A 17218-nucleotide genomic window follows, 5' to 3' on the forward strand; every position below is an offset into this window, starting at 1 on the left:
CAACATTCCGCCGGACAGAGTTATCCTGCTAACGACATAAATTGCCGGTAAGCCGGAATTCCGATTTGCGACAACTGGCCCTTCCGGATCATATGCGCCGTTTCAATGCCGGCTAAGGTCGCTTGGGCAGAATGAAATGCCTTGAACCCTAGCATCGGATTGGTCAGCTTTTTGATGAACCGATGATCCTGTTCCACTCGATTGTTCAGATATTTGACCTGCAGGATCTCGATGAGGTAGATCCAACCGACCAGGAATAACAAGATGTTCATGTTCAGCAAACCGGCTTCGTTTGAACCGCTCTTGTCGATGACTACACGGTTCGGCAGGCCATTGTTATCGATCGACTGTTTGAAAAAGCGTGTGGACGCCTCTTCATCCCGGCGTTCTGACAGCATAAAATCAATAGTATCGCCATACTTATCAATGGCCCGGTACAGGTATACCCATTGGCCTTTGACTTTAATATAGGTGTCGTCCATCCTCCAGGAATCGGCGGCCGTTCGTTTGCTTTTCTTCGCGGCCTCGGCAATCATCGGCGAATACCGGATCACCCAGCGGTTGAGCGTTGAGTGATCAACGTGGACACCGCGCTCTTCTAAAATTTCTTCAAGATCCCGATACGATACGCCATAACGAACATAAAAATAAACAGCGTAAAGGATGGCATCTTTTGGATAATGGGCATCACGGAAATTGATCATGCTTTTGACCTACTCAAATTCCGGGCATTATCGCAAAGAGCCAGCAAAATTTGCGACAAAACCGTTGATTCCATATATATCACGAGAATGATACATCTGGGCAGCATTCTATTTAGCGTACCTTATCGGGGTTACACCGTTTTTGCATTGCAGCTTTCATTGAAAATTCAATTTCACTTTACCTGTGTGATTACGATCAACAAAATAATTTGTATTTTGGTTTTCTATAGCGTCTATTGCTGCATGAGCATTTGCCTGAGTTTCGCTATCACTAGCTAACAACTCTAATTCTTTCAAAACAGAAATTGCATTTTTATTTAAAGAGCAGGCTAACAGCATACAAGCTCTATACCGTACAACTTTTGATTTATCTGATAATGCTTCAATCCCTAACTGAACTGATTCTTCTACATCACGAGCATAACAAATGGAATGGTATACGCAAGAACTTCTTACCTGCCATTTTTTCGAAACACGGTACTTGTTTAACAAAAGAGCAGGTAATCCGCTACCTACTAATTTGCGAAGTTCACGAATAGCATTTATTTCTATATCAGAGCCTGAACCATCCAAATTATTCAATAAAACTTCCAAAGTCGTATTATTCATTTAATATTACTTCAAAAGATTAAGATCTACAATTGCTTTAGGGTCATTAGCTTGAATGACATTGCCATGATCAGCACTATTCTTGGGAACATTATCATATTCAACAACATAGTGATCACCATTTTTATCGTACTGAACATCAGGTCTATTTGTACCTACTTTATTGCCATTAACATCAACCTGTTGTTGGTTTTTACGAATATTTTCAACATCAGGGTTTTGCTTTAATTTATCAATTAGCTCATCTATTGCATCATTATGAGCGTCGCCACCATGCTTTTTCGCATCACCGTTATTGGGACATGCGTTGTAAACACTATCAACAAAAGCTTTGTTTGCTGGACTACCAATCCAACGAGGATCATTGGTATTTGGTAAAGGCAAAGTAAGGGGGCTAGAAGGAAAACTATATGTTGTAGGTGATGAATTCCCACTTAATCCAAGTCGGTCAGTATACCGAAGTGGATTGTTACTAACATAGGTGTAGAGATTAACACCTCCTTCTTCCGCAATCGGATCCCTAGAAATCCATTTTCCTGTAGACGGATCATACGCCCGATACTGGGTCAAGTAAAGACCCGTGCCTGCTGTGCCGCCCGGATTGGGCAGGTAAAACATACCCGCGTATCTAAAATCCGTTGCACCCGTACCGGCTGTTTGTACGGGGTTGCCATACGGATCATAATCATATTTAAAGGGGTCAGGTTAATTTAAATTCAAACTGCTTCCTTTTCTTTGTTATGCAATATCAGCGTTTTACAATGATAACCAATGTGGACAGTGTGAATTTATAATATGTTCAACCGAAACCAAGCAAATTTATTTTAGCAGTATTAAAGTCTACCCCAATTGATTTCAGGCAAAGGTGATTAAAAATGAAAAATCCTTTTTTTATATTTCTGATGGGGTATATTGCTGCACCGTGTTTAATGCTGGCAAGCAGTATAATATTTGGCGATGCCATTACGGTTTATATATATACGGCGACTTTAGTCATGTTATTTATCGCTGCAATTGTCTATGCTAGCATCCGTAAGAGCTGATAATTCAATAGGGCAGGCTAATACCCTGCATTTATTCATCCCCATTGTTTTTATTAATTCAACCAAGCCTAGAACATGTGTACCTCAAAGCATCACCCGTCCTTCTATAAAGGCCGGATGTAGATTCAGCAGCGTGGCGAATGCAGCTGCCAGTGTGGTTTTACTACCTGTCGAGAACGCTTTCAGCGTGCCAGTATTGCTGGCCGGGTTTTGTATTCCATCCTGTTCCAACAAGCGCAGCAATTGGCGTGCGACCGCTTCGCCGGTGTCGATGATGGTGACCGGGGATTTGCCAGAGCGTATCGCCGCTTCTTCGATCAATGTTTGTACAAACGGATAATGTGTGCAACCCAGTACCAGTGTATCGGCACCCTGTGCGATTAGCGGCGCGACATAGCGATGTACTAGCAACGCGGTCGCCGATGACTGCAAATCGCCTTTTTCGACTTGGTCAGCGAGACCGATGCAAGCCTGCGTTACAAAGCGCACGTTGGTCGCGGCGTTGATTTGTTCTCGTAGCAAATTGAATTTTGCGCTGGCTAGTGTGCGGTTAGTCGCCAGTACGCCCACGGTTTTTGATTGCGTCAGCGCCGCTGCAGGCTTTAAACCCGGCTCCACGCCAATGACAGGCAGAGCAGGGTAGGATGAACGCAAGGCCTTGATAGCCGCGGCGGTGGCAGTATTGCAGGCAACCACCAATGCCTTCGCCCCTTGTTGTATCAGGAAAGCGGCAATCGTCAGCGAACGCGCAACGATCACGTCTTCTGGTTTGTCGCCGTAAAGCGCAAAACCAGTGTCGGCGAAATACAGCAAATTCTCGTGTGGTAGTTGCGTGCGGATGTGACGCAGCACCGACAAGCCGCCGATGCCCGAGTCGAACACGCCTACCGCACTAGCGGCAGCCATCGAGCAGGAAGTCGTTCCCGCGATCTCGCCAGCCGAACGCGCAGTGATTCGGTCCTGCCACTCTTTCGGTCCGGAGTTATACACCGATGTTCCCTTGGAATGGACTCGGCTTTGTTGAATAAATCAAAAAATGGATAAACAAAAAAAAGCTCAGGTTTAAAAAATTCAGTTCAGTGTATTTAAAGCCATAATTCGCACTCAATAAAGCGTTGGTTTTTCATAGGGTGGAATAGGTACAAACCGTATTCCACCCTATGAAGCCAATCGCCTTGTAATTAAGGAAATGCTGTCATAACATCCCAAAGAATATTATTGCGAAACAGATGGCTTATCACGTATTTAAGAAAATGCCACCATAATTATAATAGCGATAGTCTGGCATGAATTGATATTTTAGCGATTCATGTGCTAAAAGTATTCGTAAACAAAATATGCCTACCCTGCATCTGTTGACGCCCAATGAGGCAACCGCTTTGATAATTGCGGCTTATGTCCTTGCCTTATCATAATGCAAAAAACTGATTTTATTAAGCGAATAAAAAGTTAATGATTGATTATTCTATAATAATTTGCGTTCCTACTTGGCGTAGACTACGCTGTGATTTTTAGACTGAGGTATAGGCTATGTATGCAACCAATGTCCGTAACTTAAAGAAAAATCCATCAGAAGCGTTGCGACATGCTGAGCAAGAACCTGTTTTGATTATGAAAGGCAATGAGCCAAATGCGATGATTTTTAATGTAAAGACATCTTTAGGCGATATCAATGAACAATTAAAACCGGCATTAGCGGCAAGTTTGTTCAAAGATCGTGTATTGTCTTTAGGTGCTGCCTCGCAAATTAGTGGCCTTAGCATTTCTGAATTTATTGATCACTTAACCCAGCTAGATATTGATGTTGTTGTGGCCGATCAGCAAACGAGTAAGGAACTGGAGACTCTGGATACGTGGTTGTCATAATTGCCGATGCTGGGCCACTCATCGCGCTGGCAAAAGTTGATCATTTGCAGCTATTACCACAGCTATTTATACACGTTACCATTACACAATTTGTCGCTGAAGAATGTCTTCGTAATCATTCAAAAGAAGCATTAACCCATTTTTAAGGGATTATATACATAAACTATCACATCACTTTTAGGCGTTTAGTATGAATTGGTTCTATCTCGCAATTGCAATTGTTTCAGAGGTACTTGCAACCTCAGCTTTAAAGGCTTCAGAAGGCTTTACACAGCTTTATCCGTCAGTCATAGTGGTGGTTGGATATGGCTTAGCGTTCTATTTTCTCTCCTTAACACTACGCACAATTCCGGTTGGTATTGCCTATGCCGTTTGGTCGGGGGCGGGGGTTGTGTGTATTTCTTTACTTGGCTGGATTTTATATGGCCAAAGGCTAGATACGGCTGCGGTGGTGGGCATGCTGCTGATAGCCGCAGGCGTAATCGTACTCAACGTATTTTCAAAATCAGTCAGCAATTAATAATTTTGTGGATTCACTCATGCAGCGGTAACCCTTCCATCACGACAGCGGGTTTTGGTCTAGTTAGCTAAACCTATTTTTGCGCACATCAAAAATACAACCGCTCATTTTTCCTATTTTTTGACAGGCAGTTGCCAATGTTTTTTCTAACGGCACAGCTTCACCTGCAAAATTCTGCTGTTTGTAATATAAAAAAGTAAATTCTCGTCTATGCTTACTGGGTAAATAGCTTATATAAAATAGCTGATTACCCATAAGCTTCTGCAAATGCAATTTATATACATCAAAGCTGTCGTTCCGGCATAGATTGCCAGAGTCTTCGGCGTAGCCTGGGTTGTATAAAAATAAAACCCATTGCCATGGGTTTACGCAATTCGCTTTGTTGTGTTTAGCATAAGCTAAGAGTAATCAGCTAAAAATATAATTTCTAGCCTGGTTTTTCTTTTATCAATCTTAATTAATCGTTATGGCAAATCTAAACCAATTATTTAACAACAATATTAACTGGGCTAGGCGAGTTTTAGAAAAAGATCCCGATTTTTTTAACGATATGATCAATGTGCAATCGCCAAAGTATCTGTGGGTTGGATGTTCGGATAGCCGAGTGCCGGCAAATCAAATTACCGGGCTAAACGCCGGTGAAATATTTGTGCATCGCAATGTCGCTAATATTGTGGTGCATACCGACTTAAATTGCCTGTCCGTCATTCAATATGCGATAGATGTACTGAAAGTTGAACATATTATGGTAGTTGGGCACTATGGTTGTGGCGGGGTGCTCTCTGCGCTAGAAGGTACTCATTTGGGGTTAATTGACAATTGGTTGCGCCATATACAAGATGTGCGCGATCTTTACCCCGCTTTCAAAAATATGCATATCGACGTCAATTTGCGCTGGAAAGTGCTGTGCGAGCTTAATGTAATCCATCAAGTTAGAAATATTACCAGAACCACCGTAGTAGGTCATGCCTGGCGACGCAAACAAAATTTGAGCATACATGGTTGGGTCTATGGACTCAATAACGGATTACTCAAGGATTTAAATGTGACTTTAAATGGAAATGCAGAAGATGAAAAATTAGTGGAATTGGCAATTGCAAATGCGATTTCTGCGTTAACTACATAAAGAGTGCTTCATGCTAAGCAAAAAAAACTGCACAGAAGCCGTCGGCGTATCTTATGTGTTGCCGCTCTGATACAGGATAGCTGACGTAAACACTAATACTTAGCCGCCTTGTTGCAGATAGGTGTCGATCAAAATTGTGGCTGCCTGCCGGGCATGATGTGTCGATCCCGAATGATGTTTCATCTGTTCGGATACGATACAGCCCTCAACCAGCAACGTTATTTGCATCGCTAAATTGTCCGCCTGTGCTATGCCGCATTCTGCAGCCAAACCACTAATATAATTTTTGAATTTATCGTAAAACTCGGTTGATAACTGATGAACCGGATTGGCTTCCAGCGGAAACTCAGTTGTGGCATTGATAAATGCACAACCGCGAAATGCAGGAATAGCCATCCACTCCTCAATCACCTCAAAAATAGCCAGCAACTTATCCTTGGGTAAATCCGCTTTGTGGTTAATGTTTTCAACAAACCACTGTGTAAAATCTGTATCTCGTTTACGCAAAAAGGCAATCACCAAATCCTGTTTCGAAGGAAAATATTTATACAGTGTCATTTTATTGGTTCCGGCATGTTTGACTATAGCCTCAATACCTGTGGCTTGTATGCCTTGGCTGTAAAACAGTTCGGATGCCGCATCGAGTAGGCGTTGGTGCAAATTTTTTGCCATAGGAAGTTACCGAATTTAGTCTTGTTTGACATTATACTGACCGGTAAGTTATATTCAAGTTTCTGACTGGTAAGGTTTATGTCCAGAGAGTCTCACAAGATGATTTTTGTGTCAGGTTTTTCTGGTTTTACAATAAAAAATAAAAAAGGTTGTTATGAGTGTATTACTTTTAGGCGCAGTTGCCTGTATGGCTGCGTTAATATTATCCGCATGGCTAATGACTTTTGCGCGCTGGTTCCCAATCGAGGGTATCGATGGTAAGTTTTTGGTAGATTACAAAACCATGATCAGGGCTCATGTCGATTACGCTTTAATGGCGCTATTCAATTTAGGTTTTTATGGCCTTGGTATCGATCTGCCCGTATTAGCTTGCTGGTGTGTGGCAATAGGTGGCTTTGCTAATCCCACTGTGTTTACAATCGCCGCATTTGATACCGATTTTTGGAAGAAACAGCATTGGCGTATCTATACTGCTGTATCTTTTGGCATTACCACTATTGGTTTTGTTGGGATTGGCTACGCATTGCTTAAACATGCTTTGTGAGCATTATTAAAAATTACCTGCAAAAAATAATTGTCGTTTAGGTTGGGCTGCTTTTTGGCTGCCCAACTTTATCGGCACCTAGCAAGCATTTATAGCCAACTTTTATTAAGGCTTTTATGTACAAACCTTGTTTCTGCCTGCCTGCTTGGCTCTATAGAGTGCTTTGTCAGCTTCATTTACCAATATCTCGATATTTGTATTGTTATCCACCAGGGTTGCAATGCCAATAGAAACAGTAAAGTCGATGTTAAGCCCGTTTGCTAAACACACCTCTGTTGCGCAAATAATTTCTCGTAATCGTTCTGCGATCAGCAGTGCTTCCTCAATGTCCGTTTCAGGCAGAATGATCGCAAACTCTTCGCCACCCATGCGCCCGGCAATGTCGATATTACGCAGCACTTTTTGAAAGATAAGGGCTAATTTTTTAAGCACCAGATCGCCGGCTTGGTGCCCATAAATGTCGTTGATTGATTTGAACTTATCAATATCCAGCATCAATATTGAAAGCGTTAGATCGTAACGCTGCGAACGCGATAGCTCAACTTTGCACTGTTCCATAAATCGACGTCGATTAGGAAGCTCTGTCAGGTAATCAAGATGCGCCTGACGTTTAAGTTCTTCTTCTAGAAATTTGCGTTCTGTAATGTCTACCGCAGTTGGCAGCAGCCCTATGATCTGACCAGAATTATCCAGAACCGGGGAAATTTGAAAGTCAATTGGAACCAATTCATCATTCAATTTCACAACAACATCATATCGACTGGATTTGCCGAGTTTGGCAGCATTAATGGCTGCGATCAGTTGTGACCGAACCTCATCGTTATAATTCCACAAAGGTGCGTCACAAAAATATTGACCAATAATTTCTTCACGGCGATAACCCGTGCGTTCTAGGGTGGCCTTATTTATTTCTTCTACCACACCATTGCTATCTAATAGGGCAACATAAGTAAATAAATTGTCCAGAATAGTTTTTAGTCGTAGGCTGTTTTCTCTAATCGCCTCTTCATTACGCTTACGATCAGTAATGTCTTCAAAGGTAGAATAGGCATAATCAACTTCTTCTGTGCCTTTTTTTAAGATGGGTGTGGCATAAACCTTTATCCATACCGGTTGTTCAAGCTTAGGCTGTTTAATACCCATCACCACGTCATAAACAGGCTTGCCGGTTTTAATTGCAATCATGGTGGGGTGTAATTCACCCAGATAGGGCGTGCCATCCTCATGAATGGCTCCCCAGCGCGGATCCATGGAAGTTCGGCCCTGCATCTGGTCTAACGATAAGCCCAGAATATGCTCAGCGGCAGGGTTAGCAGAAATGATATGTCCATTTTTATTCTGATACACCACGCCATGAGCAACGGTCTCAAACAAGGTTCGATAGGTTTCTTCAGATCGCTTTAATTTTTCTAAAGTCAGCTTGCGTTCGGTAGTCACATCAAATATGGCAACAAAATATTCGTGTTTCGGGCTGTAAACGGATAGCGAAAACCACATGCCAAGTGCATGCAGATAGGTTTCAAACTTAACAGGAGCGCCCCCGGCTGCTACACAGCCATATATCTTGAAAAGTTCGGGGTCAGATTGACGTATAGTGGGAATGACTTCTGAAACACGCTTGCCAGTTACTTTTTTAAGCCCGGTTAACTGCTCAAACGCTGGATTGGTATAGACATAAATAAAATCAATTGGCTGCTCTTCCTTATACAGCATTCGGCAATAGGCCACACCATTAAGCATCTGCTCCAACAGAGGCAGTAATGCCAGGTCAACTGCCGCACTTTCAGTATAAGCGGGGTCTTCGAACGTTTTATTTTCGTCTGACATACTTAAGACCTATTCAATAAAAACGATCAAGAAGAAGAATGCATCTTCCATCAGGAATTGTCTTCTCTATCTATACTTAAATTTAGAGCATAATGAGTGCTTTTAATCCCAGACTTACTTTGGTTGACAAATTGCTGTGTATGTCATTAAGCCTAATTGATAAATCAATATTAATCAAACCGTTCCGGTAACCAGCCGCTGGCGACACAATCTCGAAACGACCAATGCAGCATATTCTCCGTTTTATAACTCCAGAAAAACCAGCCCAGGTATTTTTCAAAACTCAGTAGTTGTGCGGCGGCATAGGCGCGGTAAGTCAGCGCTTGTTGAAAAGCATCCATACTACTTGCTTTAGGTTGTTGTGGGGCTTGTTGCCATAAATCCAGCATTTTTGGGTTAAGCCCCAAGCTCCATTCACCCACATAGGTCCAGCAGTTGGCATGGCTGATGATGTCATCCGCCTCTAGTCGCCAGTCTTGTGCTGCTTTAATCAGATGTCCATGCACATCGGTGTCTACATCTTCCTGCACAAAACATTGGTAGCGGTGTATATCAAACACCAGATTGTCGTAATTGGCGGCTAATAACGGGTTGTATTCGTGGTAGGGTCGGAAACCATCGTGAAAAACTACCGCTACTTGTTCGGCAGTACAGTATTGACGGATGCGTTGATAAGCTGCTTGTGTATAAGCTAGTAAAATATCGGTAGGAATATCCCAGCGTGGTTCATTAAGTACCTCAATACCCTGCAGGGCAGGGCGGTGTTGATAGCGTTCGGCCAAACGTTCCAGTACGGTTAAAGCATAATCCTGATAGTTTTGCTGGGTATGCCATTCGCAAATATCTTTAAGGCCGCCGTTATCAAAGCCATTTTGGCAACCCGGTGCGGTATGTAAGTCCAATACGATCAGTAAGCCCAACTCCTCAGCCCAATCGAAAGCCTTATCCAGTATACTCAGACCGCCAGTGACATACGGGTAGCGTGTGTCGCCAAAGCTAGGGTGGTAAGGGTAGTCCGGGCCAAATAACCAGTAAGGAATGGGAATGCGCACGGCATTAATGCCTATCTTTGCCAGCCAGGCAAAATCGTGGCGTTGTATAAAAGTTTGCCAATGTTCCTGTAACTGTTTTTCTGCCACAGCGCCTTTTGCCAGACACCAGGCGGTTTCGTCTTCGCCTTGGATACCGGCAAACAGGCTGGGAGTCATCCATTTTTCCAAAACCAGCCAGCCACCTAGATTGACGCCCCGGATTTTTTTACCGCGTTTTTGTGTATACACCGCTTTCATGGTTTTCTCAATGCCTAACGCAATTACGAATACGGCTGGACAAGGTTTTAAAACCCGTCTGCGCGCCTGCAAACAGCAGGCTCGCAGACTTTACAAATTAGCAAAGTGTTATTTTTCTCTGGTGTAGTGCTTGTATGGCTGGTTGCTTGCTGATGATAAGTGTAGTGGCATTTGGCAGTAATTTATGAATTAAATTTACCATGGCCAATTCTTCTTTAGGATCCAGTGATGCAAAAGCATCCTGCATTAATATCCATTTGGGTTTTTGTAGTATCAGTCTAACCATGCCCAAACGCTGTTGTTGTTCGCGTTCCAGATTTTTACCCCAGTCACCCGATTCATCCAGCAGTCTATATAAATCTTTTACACCTGCCAGTAAAAAGGCATCTTCCAAGGCACTTTCATCAAATATACTACTTTCATAAGGATAACAAATGGCAGCGCGTAAGGTGTCTGTAGGTAAATAAGGGCGTGGTGGCATAAAAAATAAAGATTCATCACCGGGAAGTTCAATACTGCCTTCGCCCCACGGCCACACACCGGCAATGGCTTTAAATAATTTGTTACCGGTAAAAGCATTGCCGTCGATGAGAATGTGTTCGCCCGCCATAATTTCCTGATTCAGATAAGAGACACAAACAATACCGTCCAGTCTGGAGATGCATAAATCGCGGAATGCCAAAATACCTTCTGAGCCTTTTACCAGACGGATGCGATGCGGATCGGGTTTGGCGATTTCGCGTTCCAGTTGTTCCAGAGCCTTACTAAGGCCAAGTACCCGTTCAACAGATGCCCGCCATTCTGCCACTTTACCCATATTGTCAACCGGCCAGGATAAAGACGAGACGAGTTGTTGAAAGGCTTGAGCAGATTGCATTAAGGTTCCCAAAGTAATACTGCCTAAAATATAACGCGGGGCAGAAACTAAAATAGGGAATGCCATAGATAACACAGAATAACCGGAGCTAAACATGATAATCCGTGCCCAGGATTTGGTTTGTTCATTCCAGGCGGCGACGATACCACCAAATAATTGCATGAAATGTGGGTTTTCATGATTTTCGCCTTTTATTAAGGCGATAGCTTGTGCGTTTTCACGGGCTTTGACCAGTGCAAAACGAAAATTGGCTTCTACGGTTTGGCGATTGTCGGTTGCCGTGGTCAGTGGTCGACCTATCCACCAACCCAATATAGAGGCACTGGCCGCATACATCAGGGCTAACATGACCAAATGGCCTTCAACCGGAATGCTAAACAGGCCCAGATTAAGGGTAATAGTGCCGGATAGTTTCCACAGTATGCTGGTAAAACTAATCAATAACAGGGTGCAAAACAATAAGGTATGCAGTAAATCCAGTGCGTATTCCGTGGCAATACGAATATCTTCGGCAATACGGCCATCCGGGTTGTCGTGCTGACCCTCAATATGTGTAACCAGATAATGGCGGCCATTAAACATCCAACGTCCTATCATGCGCTCTGTCAGCCATTTTCGCCAATCAAGTTGTAAGCGACGTTTCACCACTAAATGCGCCGCAGTGACTGCCATATTAGCGGCAAAAATTAAAATAATCAGGCCGATTTGTGTAAATAGCCGGGTCATGGAACGTTGTTCAAGTGCATCGAACAGATTGGCGCTCCATTCGGTAACAATCACAGAAATCGCAATTTGTAAGGCAGTTAGTACAATTAAGCCTAGGGATAGACCACGGATAGTGTTTTTGTTTTCAGACTGCCAAAACGGTCCTGCTAGTCGGATAAATTGGATAAAAAACTGGCTGCTGGTTCTCAAGGGTATTCTCCTTGTTATTATTTTATCGCCCAATATATCAAATTTAACCTTATTTTAAGCATGAATTTTTTATATCAGCACTTAATAAAAACAAAGGCAAACGGGTTAGAAAAAATTAAAATTATTTAATCGCGTTTGTTGTAGGGTTTTGACGGGGTTTTGCTTGAAGAGAGAACGCTGTGGGCTTTACTGGTTGGGCGGCCAGTCATTAACCTATTTATTGAATTGCAGCTGGCCTACTAAACTTTTAAATAGTGCCATTGCCAGGCAAGATATCAATGAAATGCTTAAGGAAATTAATCGATTTATAGGTTGATACCAAAAAATGACCGTGCATCTTTACACAAGCTTAGGACAAACGGTCTTTTTTCGGTATCACCTTAGAAAATAGTCATGTAGAAAGGTGGGCAATGTGGTTTTGCCCACCGTTTTCAGATTAACGTTTCATAGAGGTAAAGAAATCAGCAGTGGTTTTAAAGTCTTTTAATTTACCCAGCAAGAATTCAGAAGCCGCCAACTCATCCATAGGTTGTAATATTTTGCGCAAAATCCAGGTTTTTTGTAACTCATCTGGATCAACCAGATATTCTTCACGACGGGTACCAGAGCGATTGATATTAATGGCAGGGTAAATACGTTTTTCGGCAATTTTGCGTTCTAAATGCAACTCCATATTGCCGGTACCTTTAAATTCTTCGTAAATAACCTCGTCCATTCTGGAACCGGTTTCCACCAGTGCCGTGGCAATAATGGTTAAACTGCCGCCTTCTTCAATATTTCTGGCTGCGCCAAAAAAGCGTTTGGGTTTTTCCAAGGCATTGGCATCCACACCGCCAGATAACAGTTTGCCGGAGGACGGTACCACCATGTTATAGGCACGTGCCAGTCGGGTTATGGAGTCTAACAAGATAACCACATCGTGCTTATGTTCTACCAAGCGACGGGCTTTTTCAATAACCATGTCAGCCACTTGTACATGGCGGGTGGCGGGTTCATCAAAGGTGCTGGACACCACTTCGCCTCGTACGCAACGCTCCATTTCGGTAACCTCTTCTGGGCGTTCATCGATCAGTAACACAATCAGATAACATTCTGGATTATTTTCGGCAATCGCATGGGCAATACTTTGCATGATCATGGTTTTACCCGCTTTAGGCGGAGAAACGATCAAGCCACGCTGGCCTTTTCCGATAGGTGCAATCAGGTCGATGATGCGGGCAGTTAAGTCTTCACTGGTGCCATTACCCTGTTCCAGACGGAAACGTTTATTGGCAAATAGTGGGGTCAGGTTGGAAAAGGATATTTTATTTTTAGCGTTTTCCGGCGATTCGAAATTGATACTCTCAACCTTGAGCATGGCGAAATAGCGTTCGCCTTCCTTAGGGGGTCTGATTTTGCCGCTGACAGTATCACCTGTGCGTAGTCCAAAGCGACGTATCTGGCTGGGTGAAACATAAATATCATCGGGACCCGCAAGATAGGAGGCGCCAGGCGTGCGTAAAAATCCAAAGCCATCCTGCAAGATTTCTAACACGCCATCGCCAAAAATATCTTCGCCACTCTTAGCTTGTTTCTTCAAGATACAGAAAATTAACTCCTGTTTCCTGGCTCTATCGATATTTTCCAGTCCTAAAGACTCGGCGATTGCAATAATTTCACTGACTTGTTTTAGTTTTAGCTCGGTAAGATTCATATGGTTTATGAGAAATGATAGAAACGCAAAGCGGCAGAAAGCCGTTTACAGCGGGAGGTAGTTTTGGAATAACTCAGGGTGGTTTTACTAAAGGTGTAAGTACGAATAATTCTAACGCAATAACCGGACTTATCAAAACGTTTTATGATAAATCCGGTTCGACAATATAAAATTAAATGTTTCTATCGATAAAAGCGGTCAGTTGCGATTTAGTTAACGCGCCCACTTTAGTATCTTGTACATCGCCATTTTTAAAAATCATTAACGTTGGAATACCACGTACCCCGTAGTGTTGCGGTATTTTAGGGTTATCGTCGATATTCAGTTTAGCAACGGTGATTTTACCTGCATATTCAGTAGCCACTTGGTCCAGAACTGGGGCGATCATTTTACAAGGGCCGCACCATTCTGCCCAATAATCAACCAGCACAGGGGCATCGGATTTGATTACGGTTTCGTTGAAATCAGCATCAGACACATGAAGGACTAAGTCACTCACGCCATTCTCCAATTAGTTAGAAAGTCGAAACTATAGATTCTCAAGCAGGAAATTGTCAATCGATTTCAATCAAAGCCATTTTTAAGTTATCCTATTAGGCTATGAAAAAAACACATTTGACGGAAACACGTTTTAGTAATCTGGAGCTTTCCGACTCCATAATCAAGGGTTTGAACGACGCAGGCTTTATAAACTGTACGCCTATTCAGGATAAATCCTTGCCACTTTCTTTGCGCGGTAAAGATGTTGCGGGTCAGGCACAAACGGGTACGGGTAAAACCGCCACTTTTTTGTTGGCTACTTTTCAGCATTTAATTAACGATGAAAGCGAAAAAATCAAGAATCCGCGTGCCATTATTTTAGCGCCTACACGCGAACTGGCCATACAGATTCACAAAGATGCGCTGTTGATGAGTCAGTATCTGAATCTGAAATTTGCGCTGATTTACGGTGGTACCGATTATCAAAAGCAGCTCGACAAAATTAAAACCAATGTCGATATCATTATCGGTACACCGGGGCGTATTATCGATTTCTATCGGCAAGGGGCTTTTACGCTGGATAATATTCAGGTAACCGTCATGGATGAAGCTGATCGTATGTTTGATCTGGGCTTTATCAAAGATATCCGCTTTTTATTGCGTCGCATGCCACCACCAGAAAACCGGCTTAACTTATTGTTCTCGGCCACTTTGTCCTACAAGGTCACAGAGCTGGCGTATGAGCATATGAATAATCCAGTGCTGATTCGTATCGAAACAGAGGAAGTAACCTCAAAAGCCATTAATCAACAGGCTTTTTGTCCAGCAAATGAGCAAAAAATTCCATTACTGTTAGGATTGTTAAATCACTATCAACCCTTACGCAGCATAGTGTTCGTCAATACCAAACGCAGTGCGGAAACACTGGATGATTATTTGCAAGCCAACGGTTATAAAACCGCATTGTTAAGTGGGGATGTGCCTCAGGATAAACGCCAACGTCTGCTGAATGATTTTCAAGAAAACCGGGTGAACTTGCTCATAGCAACCGATGTGGCTGCGCGTGGTTTGCATATTGCCGACGTTTCGCATGTGTTTAATTACGATTTGCCTCAGGATGTTGAGGATTATGTGCATCGTATAGGCCGTACTGCTCGTTTTGGGGCCAGTGGTGAAGCCATTAGTTTTGTTTGCGAGGAATACGCCTACTCTATGCCGGATATTGAAGATTTTATTGGCGAAAAAATACCCATGCAGCAAATTACGCCAGAGTTATTGATGGCCGATGTCGTTAAACCGGAACGACGTTTACCTAGGGAACGCGTGATGCCGCATAGCAAAAGACCGCCACGAGAACATAAACCGCGGTCGCCGCAACGCACTACAACCCCAGCATCAGAGCCCGAAAGTCCTCAATAGATATAAAATCTTCAATGGTTTTTTTAGGTGCTTGACTATCCGGTTTACTGATCGATACCAGATGGGCGATGCCAAAAGTCTGAGCAGAACGCAGCACAGTTAAGTTGTCGTCAACCAATAAGGTGCGCGGTTTCTCAAACTGCTGCTGGTCTTGCAGAATTTGCCAAAATCCCTGTTGCTCTTTGGCCAATCCCAGATCGTGCGCACTGATGATGGCATCGAAAAATACCTGTAACGAGGTTTTTTCCATTTTTAGGTTTAAGCTGTCCTGGTGAGCATTGGTAACCAGTATCAGGCGTTTACCACTGCTGCGTACCGCGTCCAAAAACTCGGTTACATGCGGATGGATGGCTATCAGTCCCGACAATTCCTGCTTTAACCCCATAATGTTTAATTGCAATTCTTTTGTCCAATAGTCTAGACAATACCATTCCAGTTGGCCTTCCATCGCTTTGAAGCGCGGCATTAATTGTTGTTTGGCTTCTGCTACGGACAAGTTATGCAGTTGTGCAAATTTTAAAGGTACAAATTCTTGCCAAAAGTGATTGTCAAAATTCAAATCCAGTAAAGTGCCATCCATATCCAGTAATACAGTATCTATTTCTTGCCAAGCGATCATTTGGGATTATCCTGTTGAATCTGATGATTAATAATAACTAATCAGCTTTCGTGATTATTGCGCCTTAATTCATATTTATACGTCTATGCCATAGGAACTTTGGGCTAATATTTTTTAGGCTGTCGCTATTTTAGCGATATACTGAGTGCCTTAGCACCGTGTGGTATTTTGCCCTGATTAGTTGTTGTTATCCTTGCAGGTAAAACGCCTATTGCCTTTAGTGGCGATGCTAACGAAAAACCAGAAGCAATACTATCATCACTCTGTTACGATTGGTGTTACCAATCAATTCATTTTGTCAGGTCATGAGCAAAATTTTACCGCACATCCGTAGTCAATCAATTATCGCTCAAACCCGGCAGTTTCGGATTGAAGCACTGGAATTGGAGTTTAGTAGTGGTGAAAGTCGTCACTATGAACGTTTGGCCCGCTCAATGAGTATGGGGGCGGTTTTAATGGTGCCCATGCTGGATGAAAATACAGTGTTGCTGGTAAGAGAATACGCTGCGGGCTTGCATCGTTACGAATTAGGACTACCGAAGGGTAAAGTGGATGCCGGCGAAACGCCTATTGCTGCAGCCAACCGGGAATTGAAAGAAGAAGTGGGCTACGGAGCGCGAAAATTAAAGCATCTGCATACGGTGTCACTGGCACCCGCCTATCTTGAGCATACTATCGATATTTTTTTGGCCGAAGAGTTATATCCAGAAAAACTGTTTGGAGATGAACCGGAAGAATTGGAAGTGGTACCCTGGGATATTAACCGTATTGATACGCTGTTATTGAGTGGTGAATGCAGCGAAGCCCGTTCTATTGCAGCCTTGTATATGGCGGCTGCCTACCTGCGCGGCGCATAAATTTAACAGCGGCTGAAGCAACGCTCTTTTGATTTTTTCAGACATTTACCTGGTAACCATTGACCTTAATCGCTACGTCAATGTTAGACTATACTGGGCTTGATACAATCAAGATTTATGATGCCTTATTCGAGGAATAATCCCCCCTTAAATTAGCC

At 43.0% G+C, this 17218-nt stretch carries 19 protein-coding genes and 1 pseudogene; 8 read left to right on the forward strand and 12 right to left on the reverse strand.

Translation table 11 applies throughout. The features are described from left to right. Nucleotides 1-20 precede the first annotated feature (20 nt). The 3 genes and pseudogenes from ABH008_RS08955 to ABH008_RS08965 all read right to left on the reverse strand — a co-directional run. Complete coding sequence (locus ABH008_RS08955) at nucleotides 21-704, reverse strand: IS6 family transposase (RefSeq protein ID WP_347989509.1); 684 nt, start codon at nucleotides 702-704, stop codon at nucleotides 21-23. Nucleotides 705-860: 156 nt separating this feature from the next. Then, complete coding sequence (locus ABH008_RS08960) at nucleotides 861-1313, reverse strand: hypothetical protein (protein WP_347989510.1); 453 nt, start codon at nucleotides 1311-1313, stop codon at nucleotides 861-863. Nucleotides 1314-1319: 6 nt separating this feature from the next. Further along, nucleotides 1320-1985: pseudogene (locus ABH008_RS08965) on the reverse strand (RHS repeat-associated core domain-containing protein); the annotation flags it as partial. Between the two features lie 203 nt (nucleotides 1986-2188). Between ABH008_RS08965 and ABH008_RS08970 the strand changes: the two are divergent. Next, the gene (locus ABH008_RS08970; protein ID WP_347989511.1) at nucleotides 2189-2356 is read left to right on the forward strand and encodes a hypothetical protein; all 168 of its coding nucleotides are present in this window, start codon (nucleotides 2189-2191) and stop codon (nucleotides 2354-2356) included. 84 nt (nucleotides 2357-2440) lie between these two features. Here ABH008_RS08970 and murI read toward each other — a convergent pair whose 3' ends face one another. Then, nucleotides 2441-3346 (reverse strand): glutamate racemase, encoded by a 906-nt coding sequence (gene murI / locus ABH008_RS08975; RefSeq protein ID WP_347989512.1) that lies wholly within the window; start codon nucleotides 3344-3346, stop codon nucleotides 2441-2443. A 540-nt stretch (nucleotides 3347-3886) separates the two neighbouring features. On the opposite strand from murI, the gene ABH008_RS08980 reads away from it, so the two are divergent. Genes ABH008_RS08980 through ABH008_RS08990 form a run of 3 tightly spaced genes read left to right on the forward strand, consistent with a single transcriptional unit; the run spans nucleotide 3887 to nucleotide 4742 of the window. Next, on the forward strand, nucleotides 3887-4222 hold the full coding sequence (locus ABH008_RS08980; protein WP_347989513.1) for a UPF0175 family protein: 336 nt from the start codon (nucleotides 3887-3889) through the stop codon (nucleotides 4220-4222). Next, the gene (locus tag ABH008_RS08985; RefSeq protein WP_347989514.1) at nucleotides 4210-4368 is read left to right on the forward strand and encodes a hypothetical protein; all 159 of its coding nucleotides are present in this window, start codon (nucleotides 4210-4212) and stop codon (nucleotides 4366-4368) included. Before ABH008_RS08980 ends, ABH008_RS08985 begins: the two co-directional genes overlap by 13 nt. A 44-nt stretch (nucleotides 4369-4412) precedes the next feature. Beyond that, nucleotides 4413-4742 (forward strand): SMR family transporter, encoded by a 330-nt coding sequence (locus ABH008_RS08990; protein ID WP_347989515.1) that lies wholly within the window; start codon nucleotides 4413-4415, stop codon nucleotides 4740-4742. 63 nt (nucleotides 4743-4805) lie between these two features. Here the strand turns inward: ABH008_RS08990 and ABH008_RS08995 are convergent, their stop codons facing one another. Beyond that, a complete protein-coding gene (locus ABH008_RS08995; protein ID WP_347989516.1) occupies nucleotides 4806-4997 on the reverse strand; it encodes a hypothetical protein in 192 nt (63 codons plus the stop codon). A gap of 211 nt (nucleotides 4998-5208) precedes the next feature. Here ABH008_RS08995 and can point away from each other — a divergent pair, with 211 nt between their 5' ends. Next, the gene (can, locus tag ABH008_RS09000) at nucleotides 5209-5868 is read left to right on the forward strand and encodes a carbonate dehydratase (RefSeq protein ID WP_347989517.1); all 660 of its coding nucleotides are present in this window, start codon (nucleotides 5209-5211) and stop codon (nucleotides 5866-5868) included. A gap of 99 nt (nucleotides 5869-5967) precedes the next feature. Here can and ABH008_RS09005 read toward each other — a convergent pair whose 3' ends face one another. Beyond that, nucleotides 5968-6540, reverse strand: a complete 573-nt coding sequence (locus tag ABH008_RS09005) for a TetR/AcrR family transcriptional regulator (RefSeq protein ID WP_347989518.1) — start codon at nucleotides 6538-6540, stop codon at nucleotides 5968-5970. Nucleotides 6541-6694: 154 nt separating this feature from the next. Between ABH008_RS09005 and ABH008_RS09010 the strand changes: the two genes are divergently transcribed. Beyond that, complete coding sequence (locus ABH008_RS09010) at nucleotides 6695-7084, forward strand: hypothetical protein (protein WP_347989519.1); 390 nt, start codon at nucleotides 6695-6697, stop codon at nucleotides 7082-7084. A gap of 114 nt (nucleotides 7085-7198) precedes the next feature. On the opposite strand, the gene ABH008_RS09015 is transcribed toward ABH008_RS09010, so the two are convergent. From ABH008_RS09015 to trxA, 5 genes are all read right to left on the reverse strand, one after another. After that, nucleotides 7199-8911 (reverse strand): diguanylate cyclase, encoded by a 1713-nt coding sequence (locus tag ABH008_RS09015; RefSeq protein WP_347989520.1) that lies wholly within the window; start codon nucleotides 8909-8911, stop codon nucleotides 7199-7201. Between the two features lie 170 nt (nucleotides 8912-9081). Continuing rightward, complete coding sequence (locus tag ABH008_RS09020; RefSeq protein ID WP_347989521.1) at nucleotides 9082-10200, reverse strand: glycoside hydrolase family 5 protein; 1119 nt, start codon at nucleotides 10198-10200, stop codon at nucleotides 9082-9084. A gap of 97 nt (nucleotides 10201-10297) precedes the next feature. Then, nucleotides 10298-11992 carry an ABC transporter ATP-binding protein/permease gene (locus tag ABH008_RS09025; protein WP_347989522.1) on the reverse strand — a complete coding sequence of 565 codons (1695 nt, stop codon included), beginning with the start codon at nucleotides 11990-11992 and terminating at the stop codon, nucleotides 10298-10300. A 436-nt stretch (nucleotides 11993-12428) separates the two neighbouring features. Further along, nucleotides 12429-13685 (reverse strand): transcription termination factor Rho, encoded by a 1257-nt coding sequence (rho, locus tag ABH008_RS09030; RefSeq protein WP_347989523.1) that lies wholly within the window; start codon nucleotides 13683-13685, stop codon nucleotides 12429-12431. Between the two features lie 172 nt (nucleotides 13686-13857). Beyond that, the gene (gene trxA, locus ABH008_RS09035) at nucleotides 13858-14184 is read right to left on the reverse strand and encodes a thioredoxin TrxA (protein WP_347989524.1); all 327 of its coding nucleotides are present in this window, start codon (nucleotides 14182-14184) and stop codon (nucleotides 13858-13860) included. A gap of 101 nt (nucleotides 14185-14285) precedes the next feature. On the opposite strand from trxA, the gene rhlB reads away from it, so the two are divergent. Further along, nucleotides 14286-15584: an ATP-dependent RNA helicase RhlB gene (rhlB, locus tag ABH008_RS09040; protein WP_347989525.1), complete on the forward strand. Its 1299-nt coding sequence runs from the start codon at nucleotides 14286-14288 to the stop codon at nucleotides 15582-15584. Here the strand turns inward: rhlB and yrfG are convergent. Further along, nucleotides 15547-16203, reverse strand: a complete 657-nt coding sequence (yrfG, locus tag ABH008_RS09045) for a GMP/IMP nucleotidase (RefSeq protein WP_347989526.1) — start codon at nucleotides 16201-16203, stop codon at nucleotides 15547-15549. The two genes, rhlB and yrfG, sit on opposite strands and share 38 nt — an antisense overlap. A 305-nt stretch (nucleotides 16204-16508) precedes the next feature. On the opposite strand from yrfG, the gene nudE reads away from it, so the two are divergent. Then, nucleotides 16509-17060 (forward strand): ADP compounds hydrolase NudE, encoded by a 552-nt coding sequence (gene nudE / locus ABH008_RS09050; protein ID WP_347989527.1) that lies wholly within the window; start codon nucleotides 16509-16511, stop codon nucleotides 17058-17060. The last annotated feature ends 158 nt before the right edge of the window (nucleotides 17061-17218 follow it).

This window comes from Methylomonas sp. AM2-LC, from assembly GCF_039904985.1.
Lineage (GTDB): Bacteria > Pseudomonadota > Gammaproteobacteria > Methylococcales > Methylomonadaceae > Methylomonas.

Coding starts and splice junctions, on each gene's coding strand:
- ABH008_RS08955 (WP_347989509.1), bottom strand. CDS start 704: ATGATCAATTTCCGTGATGCCCATTATCCAAAAGATGCCATCCTTTAC.
- ABH008_RS08960 (WP_347989510.1), bottom strand. CDS start 1,313: ATGAATAATACGACTTTGGAAGTTTTATTGAATAATTTGGATGGTTCA.
- ABH008_RS08970 (WP_347989511.1), top strand. CDS start 2,189: ATGAAAAATCCTTTTTTTATATTTCTGATGGGGTATATTGCTGCACCG.
- ABH008_RS08980 (WP_347989513.1), top strand. CDS start 3,887: ATGTATGCAACCAATGTCCGTAACTTAAAGAAAAATCCATCAGAAGCG.
- ABH008_RS08990 (WP_347989515.1), top strand. CDS start 4,413: ATGAATTGGTTCTATCTCGCAATTGCAATTGTTTCAGAGGTACTTGCA.
- ABH008_RS08995 (WP_347989516.1), bottom strand. CDS start 4,997: ATGGGTAATCAGCTATTTTATATAAGCTATTTACCCAGTAAGCATAGA.
- can (WP_347989517.1), top strand. CDS start 5,209: ATGGCAAATCTAAACCAATTATTTAACAACAATATTAACTGGGCTAGG.
- ABH008_RS09005 (WP_347989518.1), bottom strand. CDS start 6,540: ATGGCAAAAAATTTGCACCAACGCCTACTCGATGCGGCATCCGAACTG.
- ABH008_RS09010 (WP_347989519.1), top strand. CDS start 6,695: ATGAGTGTATTACTTTTAGGCGCAGTTGCCTGTATGGCTGCGTTAATA.
- ABH008_RS09015 (WP_347989520.1), bottom strand. CDS start 8,911: ATGTCAGACGAAAATAAAACGTTCGAAGACCCCGCTTATACTGAAAGT.
- ABH008_RS09020 (WP_347989521.1), bottom strand. CDS start 10,200: ATGAAAGCGGTGTATACACAAAAACGCGGTAAAAAAATCCGGGGCGTC.
- rho (WP_347989523.1), bottom strand. CDS start 13,685: ATGAATCTTACCGAGCTAAAACTAAAACAAGTCAGTGAAATTATTGCA.
- rhlB (WP_347989525.1), top strand. CDS start 14,286: ATGAAAAAAACACATTTGACGGAAACACGTTTTAGTAATCTGGAGCTT.
- yrfG (WP_347989526.1), bottom strand. CDS start 16,203: ATGATCGCTTGGCAAGAAATAGATACTGTATTACTGGATATGGATGGC.
- nudE (WP_347989527.1), top strand. CDS start 16,509: ATGAGCAAAATTTTACCGCACATCCGTAGTCAATCAATTATCGCTCAA.